Below are 24,662 nucleotides of genomic sequence, written 5' to 3'. Positions count from 1 at the left end.
CAACGTGAGAGGCAAAACTTAATGCGTTTATAAATATCGTGCGTTTATAGTAGTGCTTTTATAGTAGTGCTTTTATAAATTTAATGCCGGTATGCGTATGCTGCGTATTATTGAAGACCTAAGTGAGCTTAAAGCTATGACTGAACTAATACACCTGAGTAACGTTAGTCTGCAACGAGCCCATGCCAACGGTGACATAAGCTCGCTTTATGTTTACAAAGACTCTACTCATCACTCGACAAAAGGCGGTAACACAAACTCGATTTCTTTGTCTTCTATAGGTTTGTCGGCTAAAAAGGCTTTAATGGTGTCAGTCACTTTAGGTGATAACATAAATAAGTTATGACCTGCATTTTTTACGGTTACTTTTGTCACGTTTGTTAAACCTGCCGTGGCTTCATATTGCGATTGCATATAGGTTCTTCCGTCTAACGTTCCAGATAACAGTAACGTTGCGACATCACTTTTTGGCTTAGCACGAAAATCATCACCTAAATCTAACCCAGGAATCACTTTGTTTAGCTGTGGCATTGGGAAATTTAACATTTTACCGACCACTGAATCTGGCGCTTGTTGCTCAATTAAGGTTAACCGCTCATCGGTAACACCCGAGGCGACATCCATTGCAAACGACATGATGTCAAAGCTTACTTTATCGTTCAGCAAGCCTGCACGTTCAATAATACTCGGCAACATGGCCGTGGTGCCATTATCAATCTCTGAATATATGCTTAATAGCATAGCCACATAACGATGTGGGTCAGAAATCGTTGCAGATGCTATCCCTTGCATATGACGCTTTTGAAATAAGAACTCAACCGACTTACCATCTTTTTGTGGAACGGTTAATGTTATCGGCTTATCTTGCAATTTGTTGTTTACACGCTTGGCTAAAGCAATCACATCGGGATATGCGGCTTTGGCTTTAGGTTGCTGATCTATTGCGTGTTGCAAACGTTTAAAATAGGCATCGGTACGAGCTGGTAATTTAACGGTTTGATTAAGCCCTTCCGCACTGGCAAGCACCATTTTGTCGATATGATTTTCCATCACCTTTAAACTGACCAATGCCAGATGAGTACCGTAAGAAATACCCCATAAGGTAAGTTTTTCAGCCTGTAGGTGTTTTCTCAGATCATTTAAGTCGTGGGCACTTTGCACTGTGGTATAGCCAAGTACATCGGCGCCTTGTGTGCGCCAATAATCTACGCATTCTTTTGCCGCAGCGCGGTAAACTTTGGTTACTTGCGCATCCGACAAACCTTCGTTCAGCGCTAAGGTTTGCGTCGATTCACATCTAGGAACGATACTCGACTTGCCTGTGCCACGTTGATCTAAGGCGATTACATCGCCAAATTCTCTTAACGCCATAAACAGTGGGAATCGAAAGTTTGGGTATTGTGCGGTTGAAATACCAGAACCACCAGGCCCTCCCGACAAATACACAATAGGTGAGCCTTTTTTATTGCCTGTGGCAGGAAACCTTACGTAGGTGAGAGGTATGGTTCGACTATTTTTGTCGTTACGGTTTTCTAATACCTCAATGGTACCTTCAAAGGCGAGTGTTGACTGCTCACCACTTTTGAACAAAATCTCTTTTTCATTGGCGAATGTATTGCTTGCCATACTGTTAAATGACATTAATGTCGTTACTAAAGACAACAAACCAAGTGTAATTTTTTTAATATTCATGACTTCTTCCTTCTTGTTTCAATGTCGTCACTATTGCTTAAGTGTTACAGGGATGCATTAATAACTCGTTGAAAGGCATGGTTTTTCCACTTTATTCCGTTAAGTGGTATAAATTAATCGGTAAATGGTCGCGCATGATCACCTAATTTTTAATATAGTATTTTCCATGACAACACGTATTTTACTCTCTAAGTTTTGTTTCATCCTGTGCCTGTATTCAGGGTTCGGTTTTGCACAATCTTTAGTGTCTATTAATTTAGACTCGGTCACTATTTGCCCTATAACGTCACAGTCTAGTGTGATGCCCAGTTTTAGCGAAGCAGAATGTAAAACAGCACACGCCAGTCAGATAGATCCTCAAAACAAGGCGTTATGGGTAAAAACCACCGTTAATGTTGCCGAAGATATGCTCAAAGATAAACAACCTCATAGTGTTTATCTGTCTGGCAAGGCCGCCAGCAAAGTCTATTTTAATGGCCATTATATAGGCAGCAACGGTTCACCTAATGCGATACCCAACTTAGAGCAAGTTGGCAAAATAGACGCGATGTTTTATGTCCCGGCAAAATTAATCAAGCCAAACAGCAATGAAATCATTATAGAAATGTCATCGCATCACGGCTTTTTAAGCTTAAACAGTCCGTTGAATTTTATCGGCTTTGGTATCTATTCTGCGCCGACTTACTTTATTCAACGTAATTTAGGTGTGTCGATTGTGCCTTTAGGCGCGCTGCTGTTAGGGGCTATTTATTTCTTAGTGGCGAGCTTTAACCCTAGAAAGCGCGCAAATAGTTTGCTCTTTTTATTGATGACGTCGTTTGCATCATTACAGCTATTTGCTGAAATTTCTCGCGCTTTATACTCTTATCCATACCCTTTTCAGGATGTCAGGCTATTGCTCATCGTCTCACTCTCGTTTCTTTTCGGGATGTGTTTATTAAGTTTTGTTGTATTAAAGCTGAAAAAGAGCAAACCATATTGGTGGATTTTGACAGGTGGATTTCTCACCTTGCTCATTGTCTGGCTCATCCCAGGATTTGATCCAAAAACCGCTTTAGCGATATTTGTGCCCAGTGTGATCAGCGCTACCCTGTTAACCATGCAAGCGATACGCACTAAATCAAAGGAATGGGCATTGTATGCGCTGCTGTTTGTGTTGTTTTCATTCACCATTGTTTTAACCCTCACCACCTTTCATGATGCGCTGTTTTATTACATCATTTCTGCGGTGCTGATAGTTCTATTTATTCTGCAAGCGCGAAAGCTCAACCAAGAACAAAAAGACAAGGAGGCAGAGCAAGCCTTAGTGGCAAAGCTGCAATTTAAGCTCGAACAAAATCAGCAAAAGACAGAGCCAAGTAGCATTAAAATTAACAGTGCAGGGAAAATCGAAATAATCACCAGCGATCACATTGTGTTTTGTAAAGCGGCGGGAGATTACGTTGAAATGAACCTTAAAAACCATCAGCAACGTTTATTTACCGGCAGTTTAAAAGAGTTAGAGTCGACACTTCCCAATACGTTTTTACGGGTTCATCGTTCTTATTTGGTGAATGTTGAGTTTATTCACAGTTTAACGACAACAAGCTTAAAACAAGCGAAAACATCGGCGGCTGGCTTTTTGCAATTACACGATGCAATGGAAGTACCGGTCAGTCGACGAATTATGCCTACGGTGCGAAATTTCATAAAACAAAACTGATATTATAAATGGCTTTCATAAACGTCAGAGCTTTGCCCAATCAGACTGAAATAAAACATGGATAACAAAGGTTTTAATCGACATTTGTTATCTTTCTACTGGCCAATCATTGTCTTTATCATTGTCATTGACAGCCTTATATAGTCTGAGCCGGTTATCGCCGCATTTTGGCAATGCGTAAATATGTTGATCTGGTCGAACAAAAGCTGCTAAAAGTAGTATCTAAAGAATTTAAACTTGATGTACACTACTGGCTTATATTGCATGGGCGCTATACTTGTGTAGCAAGAAACCCCAAATGCGGTGCCTGCATCATAAAAGATTTATGCGAATTCAAAGAAAAACCAGCGATTAGGATTTATTATGCGTATTCTACATACAATGCTTAGAGTCGGTGATTTAGACCGTTCTATTAGTTTCTACCAAGATGTTTTAGGCATGCGTCTATTGCGCCAATCAGAGAACGAGCAATATCGTTATACCTTGGCCTTTTTAGGTTACGATGATATCGCCCACTCGACGGTGTTGGAGTTAACGTATAACTGGGGTGTCGATAGTTACGATATGGGTGAGGCGTTTGGTCATATCGCCATTGAAGTAGACGACGTTTATACCGCTTGTGACAAGATTAAATCGTTAGGCGGTATCATCTCTCGTGAACCCGGCCCGGTAAAAGGTGGCACCACCGAAATCGCTTTCGTAAAAGACCCAGATGGTTATGCCATTGAGTTAATTCAGGCAAAAGAACACTAAGGACAAGCAGTCCAATCAGATAAGACCGGGCTAAGCCCGGTCTTTTTTATCCTATAGCAGCGAATAATCAGGCTAATCATGGCATTAAAAGCAACCGTAAATAAAGCGCACATACAAGTTAGCGACATGGATCGTCATTACTACGAGACACTATCGATGACGGTCGCTCAGCACCCTTCTGAAACCGATAAGCGCATGATGGTTCGCCTACTCGCGTACGTATTAAATGCCAATGAGGATTTAACCTTTACCAAAGGCTTAAGCGAAGACTCAGAACCAGAGATTTGGCAAAAAGACTATAGCGAGCAAATCTTGTTATGGATTGATCTTGGTGAGGTGGATGAAAAACGCATCAAAAAAGCCTGCAGCAGTGCCCAGCAGGTAAAAATATATACCTATCGCTCAAGCACCGATACCTGGTGGCAAAAAATCGAAAACAAATTGCATGGCTATGACAATTTGCAAGTGATCGCATTTGATCCTGACCAATGCGAACAAATGGCAAGTTACGTCGCTCGCTCTATGGATTTGACATGCACCATAGATACTGGTCAAATTTGGCTAAGTAATGCAGAAAATAGCATGCAAGTAACCACCACGTTTTTAAAGCAATAACGTTCAGAGGACTCATGAAGAGCACAAGTTCGGTAAAAACCAACACAGTATTCGCCGTATTATCGGCAACATTATTCAGTTTTTGTTCACCGCTTTTCGCGGCAACGATTAACACCAGTCAAGTTGACAAAGATTTGCGTTTTCTCGCATCCGATGAGATGCAAGGACGTGCCATAGGCACTGCGCAAATTAATGATGTTGAAAATTATATCGTCGATCAATTTAAAGATGCTGGATTGAAACCTCTGGCACAATTAAAGGGCTACAAACAAGCCATTAACCTTTATGTGTATACTCCACAGCAAGTTGAGCTAAGCATCAATGGTAATGCTATTGATGCTGCGGATATCGCTTTTAGCGCCGGTCATAATTTCAGCTTGAATAAAGAAAATAGCCAAGTTGTTCATGTGGCTGCAGCTGATGATTTGCGTGCAGCGATGTCGAGCGTTAATCAGCAAGGTGGCAACACCTTAGTGGTGATTGATGAAGCGCATCGTACGCAATTTGTGCAATACCAACAATACTTAGCGCGTGGCAGTAAATCATTAACCGAGAAAGCTGAGCAAGCGTTGGTTATGGTGATTGCCAATATCGATTCGCTAGAAAATTATGCTGCCAAGGGCAGTGTCGAAAAAAGCCAAGTTACACTAGCCAATGTGGTTGGCGTACTTGAAGCCAATAACGACAGCGATGAGTATGTTATCTATTCTGCGCATCACGATCACGTTGGTACAACCCAAGCCTTAGATGAAGCTCAAGACGTTATTTATAACGGTGCAAACGATGACGCCAGTGGCGTTAGCGCGGTGCTTAACCTTGCGCGCTATTATGCAGCCCAGCAAAAGTCAGGTCAGCTTGAACTAAAACGCAACATCATGTTTGTGAGTTTTACCGCCGAAGAATCTGGCCTGCTTGGCTCTAAAGCGTTCGTAAATGATGTTAACACCGACCAAATCGTTGCCATGATCAATATCGAAATGATCGGTAAAGCGTCTGAATTTGGCTCTGGCAAGGTATGGATGACAGGCTTTGATCGCTCTGATCTGGGTGAGTTATTAAACAAAGCCAACGGTGAACAAACGATTTATGCCGACCCTTACCCGGCTTATCAGCTGTTCTATCGTTCTGACAATGCGTCTTTGGCTAAAGCTGGCGTGCCTGCACACAGCTTTTCCAGCACGCAAATCAATAAAGACTTGGATTATCACAAAGTGACCGATGAAGTTGAGACCTTAGATGTCGAGCAAATGACACTGATTATCAATACCTTAGCAAATGCCAGTATGCCATTGCTCACCGGTGAAGTGACACCAAAACGGATTGATAAAGAAAGTGCAGGCGCCGCAGGTGCATTCTTTTAAAGAGTGCCACAACCTTTACAACGCCCCCTCATTTAAAGCTCGGCAATCGCCGGGCTTTTTTGTCTTTTAAAATAACAAAAGATGCTAAAACACCTGCTTAGCCTATTATTTAATCATCTTTATTTCGCCAAACGATGACCAGCAACAACCTCAATTCACCGTATAAATCAGGTAGTTGGTCGAGTCTTAAGATCAAATAGTTACAGATTTGTTGAAAATCATTACTTTTTAAGGCACCCTTTGGCACCAAATCTAAGCAAAAGGTCAAATTATGCGAACAACAAAATCTTTATTGGCTCTTGCCCTATCTAGCGCCCTACTAACGGCTTGTAATAATACAGCGCCACAAACAACACAAGTAGAAACTGCGCCGGTAGTCGAAGCCGAGCAAAAGGCTCAAACGGAATCTGAGCGCCTTAATGCGTTCTTCGAAAAAGTATTTATGGACGGCGTTATGCGTTCACCACAAACGCAAACCTATTTAGGTATTCGTCAAGATTACGATAAGTGGGATGACTTCACCGAAGAAAGTGCAGCAGATGATTTACAGTTCACTAAAGATAGTTTGGCCGCACTTGATCAGTTTGATTATGACAAACTCGATGCTCAAACAAAAATCAGCTACCAGTTGTTCAAGCAATCACTAGAGCGACAAATTGTTGGATTCAAATGGCGTCATCACAACTACCCTGTGAATCAAATGTTTGGTACTCACTCAAACATCCCATCATTCATGATCAATCAACACATTGTTAGCGACGCTAAAGAAGCAGCCGATTATGTTGCTCGTTTGAACGGCGTTCAAACCGTTATGGAGCAATTGGTTGAACAGCTTAAAATTCGTGAGCAAAAAGGTATTATTGCCCCTGATTTCGTTTTCCCTCACGTTATCCGTGATTCACAAAACCTGATCACTGGCGCACCATTTACCGAAGGTGATGACTCAACCTTATTAGCCGACTTTAAAGGCAAGGTCGACAAATTAGACATCTCTGACGAAAGTAAAAAAGACCTAATCGCCAACGCCGAAAAAGCATTGCTTGAAAGCGTACAGCCAGGTTACCAACACCTTATTGATTACCTAATCGAGCTTGAGCCAAAATCAACTCATGATGCCGGTGCATGGAAATTCCCTGAAGGTGCTGAGTATTACAACCAAGCATTGAAAAAAACCACCACAACCAACTTAACCGCAGATGAAATTCACGAAATCGGTTTAAGTGAAGTTGCGCGCATTCATAACGAAATGCGTGAAATTAAAGACAAAGTTGGTTTTAAAGGTGATTTACAAGCCTTTATGCAGTTTATGCGTACCGACAAGCAGTTCTACTACCCAAATACTGAAGAAGGCAAGCAACGCTACCTTGACGAAGCAACTTTCTGGATTGATGACATGAAAGCCCGCTTAGACGAGCTGTTTCTTGTTAAGCCGAAAGCGGATTTGGTGGTAAAACGTGTTGAAGCGTTCCGTGAGCAATCAGCAGGTAAAGCATTCTACAACCGCCCTGCGCCAGACGGTTCACGTCCAGGTATTTATTACGCCAACTTGTATGATATGGAAGCAATGCCAACCTATCAATTGGAAGCATTGGCTTATCATGAAGGTATTCCAGGTCACCATATGCAATTGGCGATCTCTCAAGAGCTTGAAGGTATTCCTACTTTCCGTAAATTTGGTAGCTACACAGCTTACTCTGAAGGTTGGGGTCTATATTCTGAGCTAGTACCAAAAGAAATTGGCTTGTACGAAAACCCATACGCAGACTTTGGTCGTTTGGCGATGGAACTATGGCGTGCATGTCGTTTGGTTGTTGATACGGGTATGCACACCAAGAAGTGGACTCGTGAACAAAGTCTTGCTTACTACGTTGATAACACGCCGAATGCCAAATCAGACGCCGTTAAAATGGTAGAGCGCCATGCGGTAATGCCTTCACAAGCAACAGCTTACAAAGTAGGTATGCTTGAAATCTTACGTATGCGTGAGATGGCGAAGACTGAGTTAGGTGACAAGTTTGACATCCGTGAATTCCACGACGTTTACCTTAAAAACGGTCCATTACCATTGGATATCATGAACACCATGATGGAAAACTACATCAAAGAGAAAAAAGGCGCTTAATCACGCTGCTTTGATAAAAACACAAAAGACCCGGTTATGATACCGGGTCTTTTTTTACCTATTTTTTACTTCAAATGCGCTAAGCATATAAATTAATGATATTTTTTGTCATTTTTTCGCCAAACTAAAGTGTCAGTGTTACAATCAAATAAGTCGTAATCCCCTTTATGAGACAGCTGTGACCATCAATAGCTACTTTACTCGATTCTTCCTTGTCCTGTTGGTTCTGATCACCGCCAACATCGCTGTTTTTTATTATTATCAGTCAACCGCAAATCAACTTAACGCCTTAGAAAACGATCGTGTTGCCATTATGGAACTGGCCGCCATTGTTCGCGACTCATCGAATAAGCAAACTCGTACCTCGCGCACCTACGTGGTTACCGGCGATGAAAACTACCATCAGTATTTTCTAGAAATCATCGAAATGCGACGCGGTGACCGCATGCGCCCTGCTCACTATTTCAGTATCTATTGGGATAAACATCACACCGAACGCGAAGAAAACATCAAACGTACCGAACCTCTTGCTGGAATAATAGAGAAATTATTGGCGCCAGAAGAACAATTAGTTTTGCTGCGTGATGCGGTAAAAATGGGCGATGAGTTAGCCGATGTAGAGCAAGCGGCGGTCAATCTATACCACCAAGATAACGTCAAAAACAAAGACATAGCCATGCAGCTTTTATACGGCGAAGACTATTTAAAAAAGAAAAGTGAATTCATGGCGCAAATCGATCGTTTTCAACAAGAATACGACCGATGGCATTACCAAATAACATCGAGCCTTGAACAACAAATTAAGAACGGCCGCTTGGTTAAACTATCCCTACAAGCCTTATTCATCGTCAGTTTGCTGTGGATTCGCTACTACATCATTAAGCATATCTCGGGGCCATTAGGCACCATTACCGATCTCGCACGCAACATAGGCATAGGTAATTTTAGCCATCGCCCTAAGCATTCAGGTAAAGCCGCCGACATTCATATGCTGTTAAAAGCAATGAACCAAATGCAAGATGAAATTAAACAAACCTTGGTTAAGTACGAACAACAAGCCTTGATTGCCGACAAGGCCAAGCAGCAAGCCGAAGCAGCAAATCGTACCCGTGGTGAGTTCTTGGCCAATATGAGTCATGAAATCCGCACGCCAATGAATGGCATTATCGGCTTATCTCAACTGCTGCAAAGCCAAGACTTGGCAAATGAAGACAAAGCCTATGTCGACAAAATATTGATCTCGGCGAAACAACTGTTGGATATTCTTAACGACATTCTCGATTTCTCTAAAATAGACAGCGATCGTATGACCATAGACAAGGTCGAGTTTGAACTAAACAGCCTATTTGATCGCCTTGCCAACGTATTGGCGATTAGCGCTGAGGATAAAAACCTCGAACTGCGTTTTAACATAGCGCCCAATGTCGCGCGCAGTTTTTATGGCGACCCGGTAAGAATCGGGCAAATCTTAATGAACCTGACCTCAAACGCCATCAAATTCACCAGTGAAGGTGTGGTCATGGTGTGTTTAGAGCAAGACCACGACAATCTGTATTTTAAGGTCAAAGATACTGGCATCGGGTTAACCCAAGAGCATAAAGAACGCATTTTTAAACCGTTCTCGCAAGCTGATAACTCGATAACCCGAAAGTTTGGTGGTACCGGCTTAGGATTAACGATATGCCAAAAGTTAGCCAGTTTAATGCAGGGCACCATAGAGGTTGAATCCGACTATGGACACGGCAGTTGTTTTACACTCACCGTGCCAATGAAACGTGAGCTTGAACAAAAAACGCAACAATTGCAGCAAAACCGCGTATTGGCGATCACCGACGACAACCACCATATTGACTTACTGACGCAACATTGTGCGCACCATAAAATAGCACTTACCTTTATTAACGATTTGAGCGCCAATGCTGAGCTAAGTGCTGCCCCTAACACCAAATCAAACACGGACATGGACACGGACTCAAACACTGCCACTGACACCGACACCGACACAGGCACTGTCACTGACACAGGCACAAGCACAAGCACAAGCGCAGACTTAACGACCGATTTAAGCAACGACGACAAAACCTGCTTATTGATTGATATATGCTATCTCCAAGACGATAAAATTGCCGCCTTGGAGCGACAGGTACAAAGCCTATATCAGCAACATACGTTTAAGATGATCATCATCTCTCGTCTTGGCCAAACCGAACAACGTAATCGTTTTGCATTTTGTGATAACCGTCACCATGTGCATTGGCCGATGACCTTTCAAGGGGTTTTAGACGCCATGGCTAACTCCGGCGATGAGAGCACCGACAACCACAAACTTGGCTTGTTTAGTGGCATCAAAGTGTTGCTTGCCGAAGACTTTCCGCTTAATCAAATTGTCGCCAAGGGGTTATTAGAAAAACTTGGTGTTACCGTAGATGTGGTCGAAGATGGTGAGCAAGCAGTGTCAGCTATCAACGCCAACCATTATCATTTGGTTCTTATGGATGTGCATATGCCGAAAATGGATGGCCACCAGGCAACGCAAACCATTAGAGAAAATACACAGTTTGATGATTTGCCAATCATCGCCCTAACCGCCGATGCACAAAAAGAACACATCGAGCAATGTACCTTATCGGGCATGAATGACTTTGTTTCAAAACCGTTTATGTTGGCGGATATGGAAAAAATACTGCATAAGCATATTCACAAATAAAAATGCCAGTAGCCGAAATTACTGGCATACTGGCGTTGTAAGGGGGGTACGAAATTGAAGTTAACAGAAACCAGCGAGTGAACATCAATTAAAGTTAACATCACCTAAGATACGCCCCTAGTGTGACATTTATATGACACTTTTATGTACAATTTATGACCTATTAAAGATAACGAAAATAATGAAAACAATAATCTCCCTTAGTCTAACCAGTATATTCAGCCTGATGATTGCAGGTTGTAGTTTTGGTCCGCATGTACAAACCAACATAGATAAAGAAAACTTTGACGAATATTTTGCCGCGACCAATGTGCAAATGTTTACTGAACAGACATTACCTGACACAGCAAATTATTTAGGCTTGGTCGAAGGCAACAGTTGCAAAGCCAAAGCAAACGACAAACCAGCCAATGACATTGACGCACGTACTTTGGCGAGAGAGCAAGCAGCACAAATTGGTGCACAAGCGGTTGTGTTCACCTCTTGCGTTTACGTTGAAGACCCACAATGCATCGAAATGAAAGTCTGTTATGGCAAGGCATACGAGTTAAAATAACCATGCAAGACAGTTTTAATATGGCGCCGGTTGCGGTTATTCATTCGCCTTACAAAGAAAAGTTTGCTATTCCACGCCAGCCCAATTTAGTTAGCGCCGCCCATGGTAAAATTGAACTCTTACTCGATTGTAACCAAAGCGAGCTTATTCGCGATTTAGAGCAACACAGCCACCTATGGTTGTTGTTTGTATTTCACGGCACCATCGAACGTGGCTGGAAGCCTTTGGTTAAAGCCCCTCGCCTTGGCGGTAACAAGAAAACCGGTGTGTTCGCGACACGCTCGACTCACAGACCCAATCCAATCGGCATGTCGGTGGTCAAGCTCGAAGGCATCAGCCGTATCAATGACAACCTAGCCATTGATATCAGCGGCTTGGATTTGCTCGACGGTACGCCTATCATCGATATTAAACCCTACATTCCTTACAGTGATGTCGTGGTTGACGCCAGCTCTCAGATGGCGCCCGATGCACAATCGTCATCATTAACCATTGGCTTTAGTGACAGCGCGTTGCAACAACTCGCGCCATTGACGACACAATACCCGCAATTACAAACCTTTATCGAACAAGTATTGAGCCAAGATCCCCGCCCTGCGTATCGTAAGAAAAGTAATGATATGCAAGAGTATGGAATGAGCCTGTACGATTTAAATATTCGCTGGCAAATTCAAGGTAATGACTGCACGGTATTGAGCATTAGCCAATAGCTCCGGCTATCGGCTTGCCATTGGCCTTTTTACACCCACACAATAACCCTATTAATATTGTGGATGAATTTTCACTGTTGGCTCCGTATAATGGCGCCGCTGTCAGACTGGGTGCTATGTTGTACATCGCTCTGCAGCGCGTTAATACACTATAATCTTACAGTGTTGATGTTACGTTGCAGGGGAAACCCGCAAATTGATGTCAACAATAATTGCTTCGGATTTACGTTCCGACTCGCGAGGAAATATTATGAGCAAGTACGTTGTTTGTGCTTTGTACAAATTCGTCACCCTGGAAAACTACCAGGAAATCAAACCACAGCTTTTACAAGCCATGCTAGATAACCAAGTCGTTGGTACTTTGTTATTAGCGCAAGAAGGTATCAATGGTACTGTTGCTGGTTCAAGAGCTGGTATCGATGCCCTACTTTCTTTTCTAAATAACGATTTAGGCCTTGAGCCAATTTCTTTCAAAGAATCCTTCACCGATAAAGCGCCATTCAAACGCACTAAGGTAAAGCTTAAAAAAGAAATCGTTACCATGGGCGTACAAGGTATCGACCCAAAACAAGTTGTTGGCACCTATGTAAAACCTGAACAATGGAATGAGCTAATCAGTGATCCTGAAGTGTTGCTTATTGATACCCGTAACGATTATGAAATTGAGATCGGTACCTTTAAAGGCGCTATCAACCCAAATACCGATTCGTTCCGTGAATTCCCACAATACGTTGAAGACAATCTTGACCCACAAAAACACAAGAAAGTTGCCATGTATTGTACCGGCGGTATCCGCTGCGAAAAGTCTACCGCGTACCTTAAAGAGCAAGGCTTCGATGAGGTGTATCACCTAGAAGGTGGTATTTTACAGTACCTTGAAGACGTAGATAAAGAACAAACTATGTGGCAAGGCGATTGCTTTGTTTTTGATGATCGCGTCGCGGTAAATCACGATCTAGAGCGCAGCGCTTATGATCAATGTCACGCATGCCGTTTGCCAATCACCGAAGAAGACATGCAGCGCGAAGAATACGTTAAAGGCGTAAGCTGTCACCATTGTTTCGATAAAACCAGTGAACAGCAACGTGCGCGTTATGCCGAACGTCAACGTCAAATGGCGCTTGCCAGTGAACGTGGCGAACAGCACATAGGCGGTGCGATGCAGCAACAAATTGAGCAACGTCGCCAACAAAAAAAACAACAATTAGAACAGCTTAAAAATAAGCAAAAATAATGTTGTCACCGTTTAACGTCGGTTAATCACGTTACCCATTAATATCAAAACGCTTTTTAGTCTCTAAAAAGCGTTTTTTTGCTTAAGGCATTACCATACGGGCGTTTGCGAGACATCTCTTGCATCTTGTCTAAGCGCCGCAAATTTGAAATAACGGCTATTTCGCTGTATGATAGTGCAAAATTTAACCAGTAAGCATTAATGCAGTTAACGCGATATCAACGTTATATCTAGGCAATTAATTCTTGTTATTAAGTTTTTATCACAAGTTTGTCACTAAAGCATATCGAGGCATCAAGATGGCTGATGACAGTTCAGACAAAGAGTCGGATAACAATTCTCATAAAATAGAATTGGATGTCAGTCGCGACCATCTGTATTTCCCCTACGGTGACGTTCCATGTCCAACCGCGTCAACACCAAGTGATCGATGGTGGTTTCATAATCGCCGCCGCCATAAGCACGTGCAAATCAAACGCAGCATTCAACGTCGACGCCGTTAAACGCGTTCAGCACCCATTTATCCGCTATTTTTAACAATTGTAGACGTTTAAGCATTTGCCTAATTATCGGGTGCTGTTAGAATACCCCTAATTTTCCAAGTAACTCTAAACATACGGAATTGCATCTCAATGCGTACTAGCCAATATTTACTTTCAACACTTAAAGAAACCCCAGCCAGTGCTGAGGTCATCAGTCACCAATATATGTTGCGAGCAGGTTTGATCAGACCTGTCGCCTCAGGCATGTATACATGGTTACCCACCGGTCTGAAAGTGTTGAAAAAAGTAGAAAATATCGTACGTGAAGAAATGAATCGCGCCGGTGCGATTGAAACCTTAATGCCGATGGTTTTGCCAGCTGATTTATGGCAAGAGTCTGGTCGTTGGGATGATTATGGTCCAGAGCTTTTACGCCTTAAAGACCGACACAATCGTGACTTTGTATTGGGACCAACTCATGAAGAAGTGATCACTAAGTTGATTGCCAATGAAATGAGCTCATACAAGCAACTACCGATTAACTTGTATCAAATTCAACACAAATTCCGTGACGAAGTTCGCCCTCGTTTCGGCATCATGCGTGGCCGTGAATTTTTGATGAAAGATGCGTACTCATTCCACTTATCGCAAGAGTGTTTACAAAATACCTATGATGCGATGCACGCAGCCTACTGTCGTATCTTCGATCGACTAGGTTTAGATTATCGTCCAGTAATTGCCGATACCGGCTCTATTGGTGGTGACGCATCTCATGAATTTCATGTATTGGCAGACTCTGGTGAAGATGACATCGCCTTTAGCACCGAAAGTGACTATGCCGCGAACATTGAAAAAGCAGAAGCTGTTGCGCCACAAGGCGAACGCCCTGCTGCTACTCAATCATTAGAAAAAACGGCTACAGCAGACGTACACTCGATTGACGATGTCACGAGCTTCTTTAACACCACCGCCGATAAAGTTGCCAAAACCTTGTTGGTACTTGGTGAAGCGGAAGAAGGCGAACAAGCGCCTGTTATTGCATTAGTGTTGCGTGGCGATCATGAACTTAATGAAATCAAAGCCGAAAAAATTGCCGGTGTTGCTAGCCCATTAACTTTTGCTAATGATGAACAAATCAATGCAGCCGCTGGCTGTGATGCAGGCTCTATTGGCCCGGTAGGCTTAACATGTCAAGTAATCGTCGATCGCAGTGCCGCGCACTTAGCTGACTTTGTTTGTGGTGCGAACGAAACCGGTTTCCACTTTACCGGTGCTAACTTTGATCGTGACATTAACGACTACCAAGTTGCTGACATTCGCAATGTTGTAGCCGGTGATGCAAGTCCTTGTGGTCAAGGTACATTAGAAATTAAACGCGGTATCGAAGTTGGTCACATTTTCCAACTTGGTGATAAATACGCCAAAGCGATGAACGCCGCCGTTCTTAACGAGTCAGGCAAAAACCAAACCATGACCATGGGTTGTTACGGTGTTGGTGTATCTCGTATCGTGGCGGCAGCCATTGAGCAAAACCACGATGAAAACGGCATCATTTGGCCTGACGCAATTGCGCCATACAAAGTCGCGATCATCCCAATGAACATGCACAAGTCGGCACGCGTACAGCAAACAGCAGAAAAGCTTTATGCTGAGCTTACCGAAGCAGGTGTTGAGGTTTTGTTTGATGATCGTAAAGAACGCCCAGGTGTTATGTTTAAAGACATGGAGCTTATGGGCATTCCACACAGCATCATCATTGGTGAACGTAACCTAGATGCAGAAGAAGTTGAATACAAAAGCCGCGTCAGTGGTGAAAAATCAATGCTTAAAATCAGCGAAGCAAGCGAATTTATCATCAACAAGTAAACGCGTAATCTTTCAAAAAAGGGGTCTGTGCTTACACAGGCCCCTTTTTATTTGCCGCTAATTATAATTGTTCTTGTCAATGTTCTTGCCTATCGTTTTAGATATTACTGAGCCCGCTTAGTAATGCTCCGCAACCAACCATTTATCGCCTCTAACTATCTGAAATATCATCACAAACAGCTAAATTGTAGCCTTAGGTTAATTAAGACAGCAATGCAATAGGCAAAGGTACAAAAAAAGCTACCAAAAAAAGCTTTAATTGATTGAATTATTTATCTTTTCTGATAGTTTATGAGGGCATTCAAGGACGGGATTTACTGAGCCGTCTACATAATATACTGTTAGTTGCAAATGGTGCATCCAATCAATTAAGGAGAATAAATATGGGTGAATGGTCAGAGTATTTCGAGGATTTTCCTGAAGAAAATCCTGCTAACTATGTTGGTGGGGTTTTTAACCCTCAAGAAGCCAAAAGAATTAGAGATATTCAACAAAAACGAGAAGCTATATCAAAAGCAGAAAACGCCAAAGTAAATGCGATGATAGCAAAAGCTAAAAAGGAAACTAAAGCTCGATCGTTACTCGAAGTTGAAGATTGTCCACAATGTGGGCTTAAAGAACTCAATACCTACAAAATCAGTGCTAAATTTTACCTTTGTGAATGCCAAGATTGTGGAATCTACGGTAAAGGAGAAACTCACGTACAAGCTTTAAAGTGCACATCGGATGCAATAGGTGAATTTAAAGATTGGCGTGAAGGTTCTGAATTCTAAGCAACTAACAAGCCAATAAAGCAGGACTTTTAACAGTTGGCTGAGTCCGCTTCGCGAAATATTATAGCCAACGATTAAAAGCCTCTTATTAGGACATTAGGCAGTACTTCAGTATTAGTGTAAATATTAACTTTATGAGTAACAAACAAGATAGGGAAAATCATGGATAAAGGTTCAATTAGTTTCTTTGAGGTAAAACAATGCGGATTTTACTCATCAAAAGATCATAAATCTGTTTATGAAGAAGGCTCAATGGAAGAAATAATAGATAGCTTCTGTAATTGGGTTGAGAACAGAGATTTTAATCAAACTATTCCTTGGGATACCAAGTCACATCCTAGAAGAACGCAAATTTATTGCAAAAGCATTTCACAAGATCCCACAACCAAAGATACTTTATTAGTGTTATGGAAAAGGTTTGGTGATGATAGCGGGAAAGTTAGTGGTATTGCCCCTGATGCTAAAGTTGGTTCTGATACAAGTGACTCAATAAAAATTGATCCTAAAGTTAAAGGTCAGAGTGCTTTTTTAGGGCAACCAATGTATTACTGGTTTATTCCAAGTAGAAATGTAATAGCGTCAGTAAACTTCACTCATTCATCAGCCATGACTAAAGAGGTTTGTGATTACTTAAAGAGGTGCTTAGATTATCGAATAGCTCATCCTAGAAAAAAAACTAATGAGAGTGAAAGTACAAACCCTAATACCGGTACCGCAATTATCAGAAAGTTCATAACGTATATGACACGAGATAACACTAGAGCAATGCGCTCTAAGTTTCAGGTAAGCACAAAAGAGTTAAACTCCGATAAAGCCAATGCAGCGAGGCTAGCTCAAAGGATAAGTCACATTGTTGTAAGGGACACTATTACAACTCAAAAAAGTGATGACAAAGATTCCTTTTTCAACCTTTGGTCAAAAGTAAAAGGTAAAAAGACATTTAGTAAGCATGTGGAAATTATTGAAGAAGCAACACTTACGGAATCTGAAGTGGCTGATATCATTAAAGTACATGATGCAGAGTATAATCCCCTAGATAAATGGAATAATGTTGGCTTTAGAGAGGCAGGAAATGATACTACTCGTTGGTTTAATAAATACGTAAGTCGTGAACAAATATTGTTAGCCCCACTTACCGATGATAATACATATTATCCAGCGGAAATCGTTTTGAATGAATTAATTAGGTTACGTGATGATTTACTAGTTCAGATACCAAGCGATGAATCAGTAGAGCAGGATAATGTCGTAGGAGAGGAAGATGCTGCTTAATAAAAAGTCTATGGAAGTACTTAAAGCGTTCTTAATTTTTATCAAAAGTAGGATTGTTCCGCATTCTTTTTATATTGTGACTAGCTTAGCTTTAGGTTACTTCTTAGTTGATAACGTAACGTTAGGTGATTTAAAACCAATAATGGGTACATTACAAAATATAGCCGCGGCTGTTTTCACCCTTGCAGGGATTTGGATTGCTTATTCATATCCTCAGGCTATAGCTGCATATACATCCCCAAGTACTGTAAGTATCATTCCTACAGACGAAACAAAGAGAATTGAAAACTTAGTTTTAATTGTATTAACTTCAGCTTTTGTAATATCCTCGTTGCTATTAATTAATATGCTTTACCTATTGGTATATAAGTCTATTTCTGATTTGAATACTTTGCATCTATTAAAGCTTCTAGGGATTTCCTCCGTTTTCTACTTAGTGTTTTTGCAGCTAAAAGCCATCTTCATCGTCATGGTTACCAATGTTTCGTTTGTAAATGAACTGCACGATAAGAAGACAGAGAAAGATGCAAACGATGATCTGTAAATCTTAGTAATTGTACTGCCTAACAAGGGTTTTCAAGACGGACAAATTACAGTTGGCTTTTTGTTCGTGCCTCACTTATTTTAGCTAACTGCAATTTGCCGCTTAAAACGGCGTTATGCATTCACGGAAGTATGGCGAAAATGTCGATGATTGAGAATCGAAAAGAATATTATCGCAAATGTAAATGCGGTAGAGATCACGAGAATAAATTTATTCGCGGCATGTTTAAATATAGTGATGAACATGAAACAGCTTTTTGTCTTGCTATGCTTGAGCATCAGAGCAAGCGCCATATTTGGCTTTCATTTATTACTGGTGAATGGCCAAACACCAATCACAAAGATTGTGCAGTGACATGTCATATCTATACAACTGATAAAGGTCGAGTTTTCACCATTCAAAATGGCGAGGACTCACCTTTTGTCAAAGATGATATTTTTGATTGTTACCAAGTTACACGCGAACAAGTATTAGCCGTAAATGGTGCAAAAGAATGGTTTATCGACACCTATTTATCGCTGTTTAAAACAGATGACAAGATTGGCAGCTACTTGGTGACAGAGGATACCTAACAAGCCAACCATAGTCTGCAAAAAACCACATCTAAACCGCATCCGGTTGATTATTATGTCGCAATTTTTTTTGTGATCGGGCGATAGCAAATAAGGTGATGGCAAACATGATATTCATAAACTTAGCCGATGATATTTCCAGCTCAAAACTCACGTCAGTTAGGTGCGCATACACCATACCGCTACCTACAACTTCAGCGACAATCACGGTAAACGGGTAGACTAACAACAGTATCGCTGCTTTGCGTAATCGCTCATAGTGTGTTGGCTCAGCTAAAAATCTGGCTATCATGACAAATGCCGCGGCTAATACTATAGAAGACAGCATCATCATGCTGCACACTTTGCGGATCAGGTCGTTACTGATGTCATCAACATAGGGGTACAATTCAAGCAATTCCATTTTCTGGCTTTGCGGAATAACCACGCCTAGCGCACCGTACAGCAATACCACAGCTGCCGACAGATAAAATAACCATCTGCTTTTCATTATTATTCCCTTTCTAGCTGGTTATATAAATACCTTACCAGTAGACCACAAAGTCAGTGAAAAGTTTATAGGGTGAATAGACGTTAATAAGATTCCGCATCCATTTCGATACCGCCCAATTTTGCCGACACTACATTGTAGGCAACAGATGACATGGCGCCTAAGATAAAACCAACCAAGGCGAATAATACCGGCATACCGACAATCGCGCCAAAAGCAAACAGGCTGCCCCAATTAACGCCAGTGCTGGTGAGATCAGCCCATAATCCGACAAACGCGTATAACAGGCCTGCAATTAAACCAAACCCTGCAAACGCCAAGGCGATTAATTTAGCCAGGAAAACAATACCAATCGATTTCAATTTAGCCATCATTGCTCCTAATGCTCTGCTCATGCGTTAAAGTGCCATTTATCCCAGTAAATTTTACGATTAAATCGCTTCGATAAGTTTTTATTCAATTGATGAAAGGTGGTCACGTCATCACGTAGACCGCTGATGCAATACCAAGCAAAACGATGGCAGTTGTTTTTGATCAGATGGTAGTCTTGGTATTCGAAAATTTTCTTGGCGGCTCTTTCTGCGGTGATGGCATCGGCTAATGCATTACCTTTGGAATCACAGGCAACAAAGATTTCACTGCCCGAGCGTTCTTGCAAAAAGCGTTGTGGCGATATCGCCTTGATAAGGCCTGAGCCATGCAATTCGACAATGGTATCGTCATCTACCCAAATGCCGGTATGATCAAGCACGCCGCCTAAGCCGCAACAGATTAGCGCACCGGGTTTAACAATCGCCGGCATCTCATTAGCAAACACTTCACTCGGGTATTTAGCGACACCACTGTCATGTTTTGATAAACGTTGACGTGTTTGATCGCCTTCGCCCTTGGTGCGCAAATGTTCTTGCCGCTTGCGTTTTTCATCAAGCTCGTTGACGGCAGCGGCGCCAATAACAGCAGCGCCTAGCCACAATAATGGTAATGGCATATCACGTACCTCTTCATACTTCAATTTTAGGGCATGTCATAAGTTATACCGAATTTATTGCACTAATACCTAAAAAAAAGTGTCAGTAAGTATTTCAAATGTCACAAATTTAGTTATCCTTAAAGCAATCATTAAGAAAATCAATTATTAAGCTGTAACCAATGAGCGAGTACTTAAAGTCAAACAAATTAAGTGGGGTCTGTTATGACATTCGCGGTCGTATTGCTGATGAAGCAAAACGACTGGAAGAAGAAGGCCATAAAATATTAAAACTAAATATTGGTAACCCTGCCCCGTTTGGCTTTCTCGCCCCAGACGATATCTTGCGCGATGTCATCCATAATCTACCGACGGCACAAGGTTATAGTGAATCTAAAGGCATCTATTCAGCCCGAGTTGCGGTGATGCAATATTATCAACAGTTTGGAATGAAAAACCTTGATGTCGAAAATATCTTTATTGGCAATGGCGTCAGTGAGCTGATTGTTATGGCCATGCAGGCGTTGTTAAACGAAGGTGATGAAGTGTTGATACCGGCACCGGATTACCCGTTGTGGACCGCATCCGTCGCCTTATCTGGTGGCAACCCTGTACATTATCGTTGCGATGAACAAAAGTTCTGGTATCCGGACATGGACGATATCGCCAGCAAGATCAATAAAAATACCAAAGCCATTGTTTTAATTAACCCAAATAATCCTACCGGTGCTGTCTATCCAAAAGAAGTCTTGGAGCAAATTTTGGCGTTAGCCGAGCAGCATGGCTTAATCGTTTTTTCTGACGAGATATACGACAAGGTGTTATACGATGGCACCACGCACACCCCTACCGCCAGCTTAAGCGAAGATGTCTTAGTGGTCACCATGGGTGGCCTGTCTAAAAATTACCGAATCGCCGGCTTTCGCGCGGGCTGGATGATGCTCACAGGCCCCTTGTTAAAAGCGCGCAGTTACCTTGACGGCTTAACCATGCTTGCCTCTATGCGTTTGTGCGCGAATGTGCCCTGCCAACATGCCATACAAACCGCATTAGGTGGTTATCAAAGCATTAAAGAGTTAGTGCAAGATGGTGGCCGTTTAAAGAACCAACTCGATATAGCCCATCAAATGATCAATAACATTAATGGTCTGAGTTGTCATAAAGCCAAAGGCGCGATGTATTTGTTTGTCAAAGTCGATGGCGAACAACTTGGCATTGATGACGATGAACAAATGGTGCTCGATATTTTGCGCCAAGAAAAAATGCTGGTGGTACAAGGCAGCGCCTTTAATCTAACCGAAGGCATTTATTTTCGCTTAGTATTTTTGCCTCACGCTGAAGATTTAATCGACGCGGTTAACCGCCTCGAGCACTTTTTCAGTCATTATTCACAAGATTAGGATATTCAATGGACAGTACATTTTTAGCCTGGTTGTTTCGTATGCCTCTGATCAAGCGCTGGGCACTAATGTATTGTGTAAAAGCAGAGAACATTGCCGAACACTCGCATCAAGTCGCGGTTGTTGCCCACCTACTTGCGGTGATCCGCAATCAAAAATTTAACGGCAACCTCAACGCAGACAGAGCAGCAACAATTGCCTTGTATCACGAAGCCGCAGAAACTCGCTATGGTGATGTGGTCAGCCCGACCAAATACGCTAACGAGCAAATTTCTCGTGAGTTTAAAAAGATTGAAGGCTTGGCTGAGCAAGAATGCTTAGCTACCTTGCCAGAAGAGTTACAGCAAGTGTTTGCCGAGATCATCGTGCAAGATGATGTCGATACCGAGCTCAAAGCCGTGGTTAAAGCCGCCGATATATTGGTTGCCTATATCAAAGCGGTGACCGAACTGTATCATAACAATCCTGAATTTGAACACGTTGAGAAAAACCTCAAACACAAGCTCAATCAAATTAAAGCCGATATGCCCGAGGTGGATTACTTCATTGAGACCTTTATTCCGGCATGTACTGCGACCGTTGACAATCTCAGCCAACAAAATTCCAACGGATAGCAACAAACAGTTTTATTTAGACGTCTAAACTGCTATAGTGGCGAAACTTTAACAGGTGTTCTGTTGTTTTACTTAGCAAAAGCTAACCGATAAACAAGAACTTAATAGGGAATGAGGTGTAAGTCCTCAACTGTTCCCGCAACTGTAAGTAAAGCGTTTTTAAAGGGTGAGTGCCCTGCATACCACTGGAAACAAGCGGTTCCGGGAAGGTTAAAAACTGGATGATCAGGCCAACAATGCGGTCAAGGTTATCACTTTACGAGTCAGGAGACCTGCCTGTAAAAGGACAGTATTCGTGCGGGTAACGCGAAGCAAGTCGGTCTTTTGTTTGTTGTCGTCAATGTCATATCATTGCCCTAACTGCTGACCTGCTGGTTATCCCATTTTTGGTTAAGCGCCTTATTTTTAAGGTAGCGGGTTTAAACGGTCATATGAGCAACAAGGTTTTGACGTGCCAATCATTAACATGGCAAGTCGACGAACAATCCATACTCAAGCAAGTCTCTTTTGCGATAGAGCGCGGCGAATCCATCAGTATTGTCGGGCCCAATGGCGCCGGAAAAACCTCATTATTAAAATGCCTAGCCGGTCTTATCGACGCCGACAGTGGCGATATTTATGTTCATAATAAAAACCTCAAACAGCTTAGCCGCCGTGACATTGCGCAACATATTACCGTTGTAAACCAGCACCACAGCAACCCGTTTCAACTGCGTTGTCGTGAAGTGGTTCACATGGGGCTCATTCCACATAAAAGCTGGTTTGAAACAGACAGCGATGCCGACCATCATAAAATCAGTATGGCACTTGAAAAAGTCGACCTACTCGATAAACAAGAGCAGCACTTTAATACCCTATCAGGCGGCGAACAACAGCGGGTCATGATTGCGCGAGCCATCGTACAAGACCCAAAGATATTGCTGATGGACGAGCCGACCAATCACCTAGATATTTATTACCAACAACAGATTTTATCGTTGGCCAGTTCGCTCGACCTTACCTTGGTAATGAGTCTGCATGATCTTAACCTAGCCAGCTATTATAGCGATCGCATTTTAATGCTGAATCACGGTGAAGTTGTCGCCTTTGGCAAGCCAGAAGAGGTATTAAAAGAGACCACCTTGCAACAGGTGTTTAATGTACCTTGTCAGGTTCATCGTTATGTTGACGACAAGCAAAATTCACAAGTACAAGTGCAGTTTTTACCGGGTATGGTAAACCCGAGAGGAGCTACTGATGCGAGTTAAAAGTCGCTATATCCCGGCGTTAATCGCATGCAGTATCCTCGCCTTGATCAGCATCTTTGTTGCATTAGGGCTTGGCGTTACAGGGGTGTCGCATCAACAGTTATTGTCCTGCTTGCAACGTTGCGATAATCAATTACACCAAACCATATTATTTGATATTCGCCTACCACGAGTCATCGCCGGTTTTCTTGCTGGTGCCGGATTAGCGGTTGCCGGTGCGTTAATGCAAAACGTAACTCGCAACCCACTCGCCGATCCCTATTTATTTGGCATTGTCGCAGGTGCTGGACTAGGGGCCACCTTGGCAACCTTGCTGCCACCTCACTGGCAAGTCATTGGTTTGCCATTGTCGGCATTTATTGGCGCTTTATTTGCCGTTGCCATGGTGGTCGCGGTATTGACCCATAACAATTGGCGCCGAGTCGAGCATTTATTACTGGCGGGTGTGGCGGTGTCATTCTTATTGAGCTCCATCACTAGCTTTATTCTTTATACGGGCGATGCATTCTCGTCGAATCGAGTGATCTTTTGGCTAATGGGCTCTCTCGCCTCAGCGGATAGCGATGCCATTTGGGTGATGTTGCCAGTGGTGCTACTGGCGATTACCGTATCTTTGATATTAAGTCGCCAATTAGATGCGTTATTGTTAAGTGATGAAAGCGCAAAAACACTCGGCGTAAATGTCGATGCGTTACGTCTTAGTGTATTAATATTGTGTGCCTTAGTTTGTGCCATTATTGTCTCGTTTTGTGGTGGTATTGGCTTTGTCGGCTTAATGATCCCCCATGTGGTGCGCAATTTATTGGCGATAACCAGTTTTAAACTCATTGTCTTTAGTGCACTTATCGGCGGCAGCTTTCTGGTCTGGGTCGATGTCTTGGCGCGCACCCTACTAGACGGTCAAGAGATCCCAATCGGGGTCATTACCTCCGCCTTAGGCAGTATCTTCTTTTTAGTGTTAATGCGACGCATGAGGTAAGTAG

General features: G+C 42.4%; 23 protein-coding genes, 1 pseudogene and 1 riboswitch. Of the genes and pseudogenes, 20 read left to right on the top strand and 4 right to left on the bottom strand.

The window, feature by feature from the left end:
* Positions 1-231: 231 nt before the first annotated feature.
* Positions 232-1,692, bottom strand: coding sequence for an alpha/beta fold hydrolase (locus E2K93_RS15635; RefSeq protein WP_135439984.1), 1,461 nt, complete (start codon positions 1,690-1,692; stop codon positions 232-234).
* A gap of 301 nt (positions 1,693-1,993) precedes the next feature.
* Here E2K93_RS15635 and E2K93_RS15630 point away from each other — a divergent pair, with 301 nt between their 5' ends.
* From E2K93_RS15630 to E2K93_RS15555, 16 genes and pseudogenes are all read left to right on the top strand, one after another.
* Positions 1,994-3,394, top strand: a complete 1,401-nt coding sequence (locus E2K93_RS15630) for a LytTR family transcriptional regulator DNA-binding domain-containing protein (RefSeq protein ID WP_189637796.1) — start codon at positions 1,994-1,996, stop codon at positions 3,392-3,394.
* Positions 3,395-3,552: 158 nt separating this feature from the next.
* Positions 3,553-3,783, top strand: a pseudogene (locus E2K93_RS15625) (hypothetical protein); the annotation flags it as partial.
* Positions 3,758-4,147 (top strand): lactoylglutathione lyase, encoded by a 390-nt coding sequence (gloA, locus tag E2K93_RS15620; protein ID WP_135439982.1) that lies wholly within the window; start codon positions 3,758-3,760, stop codon positions 4,145-4,147. The pseudogene E2K93_RS15625 and the gene gloA, both read left to right, overlap by 26 nt.
* Positions 4,148-4,225: 78 nt before the next feature.
* Positions 4,226-4,762 carry a YaeQ family protein gene (locus tag E2K93_RS15615; RefSeq protein ID WP_135439981.1) on the top strand — a complete coding sequence of 179 codons (537 nt, stop codon included), beginning with the start codon at positions 4,226-4,228 and terminating at the stop codon, positions 4,760-4,762.
* A gap of 14 nt (positions 4,763-4,776) precedes the next feature.
* Positions 4,777-6,123 carry a M28 family peptidase gene (locus E2K93_RS15610; protein WP_135439980.1) on the top strand — a complete coding sequence of 449 codons (1,347 nt, stop codon included), beginning with the start codon at positions 4,777-4,779 and terminating at the stop codon, positions 6,121-6,123.
* Positions 6,124-6,394: 271 nt separating this feature from the next.
* The gene (locus tag E2K93_RS15605) at positions 6,395-8,245 is read left to right on the top strand and encodes a DUF885 domain-containing protein (RefSeq protein WP_135439979.1); all 1,851 of its coding nucleotides are present in this window, start codon (positions 6,395-6,397) and stop codon (positions 8,243-8,245) included.
* Positions 8,246-8,423: 178 nt separating this feature from the next.
* Complete coding sequence (locus E2K93_RS15600; protein ID WP_135439978.1) at positions 8,424-10,952, top strand: ATP-binding protein; 2,529 nt, start codon at positions 8,424-8,426, stop codon at positions 10,950-10,952.
* Positions 10,953-11,133: 181 nt separating this feature from the next.
* Positions 11,134-11,508 (top strand): Rcs stress response system protein RcsF, encoded by a 375-nt coding sequence (gene rcsF, locus E2K93_RS15595; RefSeq protein WP_189637795.1) that lies wholly within the window; start codon positions 11,134-11,136, stop codon positions 11,506-11,508.
* Entirely contained in the window at positions 11,460-12,218 is a 759-nt protein-coding gene (gene tsaA / locus E2K93_RS15590; RefSeq protein ID WP_228445362.1) for a tRNA (N6-threonylcarbamoyladenosine(37)-N6)-methyltransferase TrmO, read from the top strand. Before rcsF ends, tsaA begins: the two co-directional genes overlap by 49 nt.
* Before the next feature lie 250 nt (positions 12,219-12,468).
* Entirely contained in the window at positions 12,469-13,452 is a 984-nt protein-coding gene (locus tag E2K93_RS15585) for a rhodanese-related sulfurtransferase (RefSeq protein WP_189637794.1), read from the top strand.
* Positions 13,453-13,751: 299 nt separating this feature from the next.
* Complete coding sequence (locus E2K93_RS15580; RefSeq protein WP_135439974.1) at positions 13,752-13,955, top strand: hypothetical protein; 204 nt, start codon at positions 13,752-13,754, stop codon at positions 13,953-13,955.
* Between the two features lie 129 nt (positions 13,956-14,084).
* Positions 14,085-15,800 carry a proline--tRNA ligase gene (locus E2K93_RS15575; RefSeq protein WP_135439973.1) on the top strand — a complete coding sequence of 572 codons (1,716 nt, stop codon included), beginning with the start codon at positions 14,085-14,087 and terminating at the stop codon, positions 15,798-15,800.
* 383 nt (positions 15,801-16,183) lie between these two features.
* Entirely contained in the window at positions 16,184-16,573 is a 390-nt protein-coding gene (locus E2K93_RS15570; RefSeq protein ID WP_135439972.1) for a hypothetical protein, read from the top strand.
* A 162-nt stretch (positions 16,574-16,735) separates the two neighbouring features.
* Positions 16,736-17,845, top strand: a complete 1,110-nt coding sequence (locus tag E2K93_RS15565) for a hypothetical protein (protein WP_135439971.1) — start codon at positions 16,736-16,738, stop codon at positions 17,843-17,845.
* Positions 17,835-18,389 (top strand): hypothetical protein, encoded by a 555-nt coding sequence (locus E2K93_RS15560; protein WP_135439970.1) that lies wholly within the window; start codon positions 17,835-17,837, stop codon positions 18,387-18,389. Before E2K93_RS15565 ends, E2K93_RS15560 begins: the two co-directional genes overlap by 11 nt.
* A 146-nt stretch (positions 18,390-18,535) precedes the next feature.
* Positions 18,536-18,961 (top strand): hypothetical protein, encoded by a 426-nt coding sequence (locus E2K93_RS15555; RefSeq protein ID WP_135439969.1) that lies wholly within the window; start codon positions 18,536-18,538, stop codon positions 18,959-18,961.
* A 31-nt stretch (positions 18,962-18,992) separates the two neighbouring features.
* On the opposite strand, the gene E2K93_RS15550 is transcribed toward E2K93_RS15555, so the two are convergent.
* The 3 genes from E2K93_RS15550 to E2K93_RS15540 form a co-directional block, all read right to left on the bottom strand.
* Positions 18,993-19,451, bottom strand: a complete 459-nt coding sequence (locus tag E2K93_RS15550; RefSeq protein ID WP_135439968.1) for a hypothetical protein — start codon at positions 19,449-19,451, stop codon at positions 18,993-18,995.
* Positions 19,452-19,534: 83 nt separating this feature from the next.
* Complete coding sequence (locus E2K93_RS15545; RefSeq protein ID WP_135439967.1) at positions 19,535-19,822, bottom strand: hypothetical protein; 288 nt, start codon at positions 19,820-19,822, stop codon at positions 19,535-19,537.
* 20 nt (positions 19,823-19,842) lie between these two features.
* On the bottom strand, positions 19,843-20,439 hold the full coding sequence (locus E2K93_RS15540) for a hypothetical protein (RefSeq protein WP_135439966.1): 597 nt from the start codon (positions 20,437-20,439) through the stop codon (positions 19,843-19,845).
* A 161-nt stretch (positions 20,440-20,600) separates the two neighbouring features.
* Here E2K93_RS15540 and E2K93_RS15535 point away from each other — a divergent pair, with 161 nt between their 5' ends.
* From E2K93_RS15535 to E2K93_RS15520, 4 genes are all read left to right on the top strand, one after another.
* Entirely contained in the window at positions 20,601-21,818 is a 1,218-nt protein-coding gene (locus E2K93_RS15535; RefSeq protein ID WP_135439965.1) for a pyridoxal phosphate-dependent aminotransferase, read from the top strand.
* An 8-nt stretch (positions 21,819-21,826) separates the two neighbouring features.
* Positions 21,827-22,432: a 5'-deoxynucleotidase gene (gene yfbR / locus E2K93_RS15530; RefSeq protein WP_135439964.1), complete on the top strand. Its 606-nt coding sequence runs from the start codon at positions 21,827-21,829 to the stop codon at positions 22,430-22,432.
* A gap of 44 nt (positions 22,433-22,476) precedes the next feature.
* Positions 22,477-22,727: riboswitch (cobalamin riboswitch) on the top strand.
* Positions 22,728-22,863: 136 nt separating this feature from the next.
* Complete coding sequence (locus tag E2K93_RS15525) at positions 22,864-23,679, top strand: ABC transporter ATP-binding protein (protein ID WP_135439963.1); 816 nt, start codon at positions 22,864-22,866, stop codon at positions 23,677-23,679.
* Positions 23,669-24,658 (top strand): FecCD family ABC transporter permease, encoded by a 990-nt coding sequence (locus E2K93_RS15520; protein WP_135439962.1) that lies wholly within the window; start codon positions 23,669-23,671, stop codon positions 24,656-24,658. Before E2K93_RS15525 ends, E2K93_RS15520 begins: the two co-directional genes overlap by 11 nt.
* The last annotated feature ends 4 nt before the right edge of the window (positions 24,659-24,662 follow it).

Source organism: Thalassotalea sp. HSM 43 (assembly GCF_004752005.1).
In the GTDB taxonomy this organism is placed as follows: domain Bacteria; phylum Pseudomonadota; class Gammaproteobacteria; order Enterobacterales; family Alteromonadaceae; genus Thalassotalea_A.
Note: the sequence above shows the minus strand (reverse complement) of the source record. Positions and strands in the feature narration are given on the sequence as shown.